The organism is Pseudoalteromonas sp. TB51, from assembly GCF_000498055.1.
In the GTDB taxonomy this organism is placed as follows: Bacteria; Pseudomonadota; Gammaproteobacteria; order Enterobacterales; family Alteromonadaceae; genus Pseudoalteromonas; species Pseudoalteromonas atlantica.
In genome coordinates, this window is record NZ_AUTO01000031.1 from 1 (window position 1) to 1,163 (window position 1,163).

The 1,163-nt window shown below is 40.1% G+C and carries 1 protein-coding gene; it reads right to left on the reverse strand.

Going from position 1 to position 1,163, the window contains the following annotated elements:
- The coding region (gene sbcB / locus L650_RS0100790) for an exodeoxyribonuclease I (RefSeq protein ID WP_029771814.1) at window positions 1–511 on the reverse strand (511 nt) is incomplete at its 3' end.
- Window positions 512–1,163: the final 652 nt, after the last annotated feature.

The window sequence follows — 1,163 nt, forward strand, 5'->3', positions numbered from 1 at the left end:
CCGTTAAATGTTCAAGCTTAAAGCTCGGGCTGCCGTCTTCTTTTAACGGCCATTCAATGCCCTCAGGGCGCAGCGCATAACATGCACGTACTAAATCAATAATATCCCAGCGGCTGTTATTATTTTTATATTCGCGCTCGTACGGGTCGTAAAAGTTACGGTAAAAGCTATAACGGCTTACTTCATCATCAAAGCGAATACTGTTATAACCAGCCACACAGGTGTTTGGCGCACTAAATTCAGCGTGAATTTTGGCTATAAACTCAGCCTCAACCAAACCTTTTTGCATCGCCACTTGTGGCGTAATACCCGTGATTAAACATGCCTCAGGGTGAGGCAAGTAATCCGCTTGCGGCTTACAATATTCAATAAGCGGCTCGCCAATTATATTTAAATCAAGATCGGTACGAATTCCCGCAAACTGGCTCGGCTTATCTTTTTGAGGGCTCGCCCCCCAGGTCTCATAATCGTGCCAATAGATTGTTGCTTGATTTTGCTCTTGATATGCCATGCTGAAAACCCTGAGTAGTTAACTTAAAAACGCCTAAATATGCGCCAAGTTACTAAAATAATGAATTATTTAGATTATGGCATATGGGCGAGGGAGTTTATAGGTTTGGGTGATAAATGATGTTATGGAACTTTGTAGTAATACGTCAAGTTTGAGTTTTGTTCCAATCCACAATCACGAATTAAAAGTAAGGGGGCGCGCCTTTATAGCCCATGGCTTGCTAACCTTTTTGCAAATAGTTATTACCGGTCCAAAGTAAATCAAACGCAAATTTGCTAAGCACTTGGTGCTTTAACAGCTGGTTTGGTGGATAAATGATGCTGCAGACATAGGCTTTAAGTTTGAAGCTGTTATGGAAAAGTTAAGCTACTTGAACGCACTAAGTAAAGAGCGGGTTCGGTTACTGATTGTATAAATACCAATTGCCGTAAATTAGTAATTCTCCATTAGACTAAAGTCTATAAGTTAATTTTCTTCACTTATTGGTTTTGTTTTAATCGTTTGTCGGTTTTGTGTTAATTCTCTAAAGTTGAATTGTCGGCATCAAGCACGACTAACTCAACAGGAATATAATCATGAAAAGCTCACTTATCAAAACCATCGCTCTTGGCTCTTTATTAACTTGCTCAGCTGCTGTAATGGCTGATACAAG